The organism is Vibrio sp. 1288 (genome assembly GCF_033344475.1).
In genome coordinates this window covers 1-812 of sequence record NZ_JAWPOX010000327.1, presented here as the reverse complement: position 1 = coordinate 812, position 812 = coordinate 1, and the positions used below count along the sequence as shown (strand labels likewise).

General features: G+C 49.8%; 1 pseudogene. It reads right to left on the bottom strand.

Annotated elements, in window-relative coordinates:
* Positions 1-812, bottom strand: a pseudogene (gene vmeD / locus R8O11_RS26555) (multidrug efflux RND transporter permease subunit VmeD); the annotation flags it as partial.

Genomic DNA, 812 nt, shown 5'->3' with positions numbered 1-812 from the left:
AATAGTGTGAACAACGTACCAATTGCCAAACCAGCCACGATTACGATACCGATACTAAAGCGCTGTGCTGCGCCTGCACCCGTTGCGTACATGAGTGGGATAAGACCCGCAATCATTGCCGCAGTAGTCATAAGAATTGGACGCAGACGAACTTTCGCTGCTTCCATTACCGCATCGATTCGAGACAGTTTGTTGTGCAGCTGCTCTTCTTTTGCTACTTCACAGATCAAGATACCGTGTTTGGTGATCAGGCCGACCAATGTAATCAGACCTACCTGCGAGTAGATGTTCATCGAGGCGGTGCCCCATGCCAACGCAATCAACGCACCACACACCGCCAGCGGTACCGATACCATGATAACAATCGGGTCACGAAGTGATTCGAATTGAATCGCAAGAACCAAGAAGATGATGGCTAACGCAAGACCAAATGTTGCGTATAGCGCGCTACCTTCCGTCACGAACTGACGTGCTTCACCCATGTAGTCGTGGTTGTAACCGGCAGGCAGTTTGTTCTGCGCTACGTCCTCGAACCAGTTAATTGCATCACCCATTGCGACGCCAGGCGATGGTACAGCACCAACGGTTGCTGAGTTCAGCTGGTTGAAGTGAGGCAGTGAGCGAGGCTCGGCGACAACATCAATAGTGATCAGGCTACCAAGTGGTACTGCTTTTCCATCCACAGAACGAACGTAGTAGTTCTTCATTGATTCTGGATTTAAACGCCATTTACGTTCAACTTGAGGAATTACCTCGTATGAACGGCCATTTAGGTCGATACGGTTTACGTAGCCATCAGCCATCATGGTGCT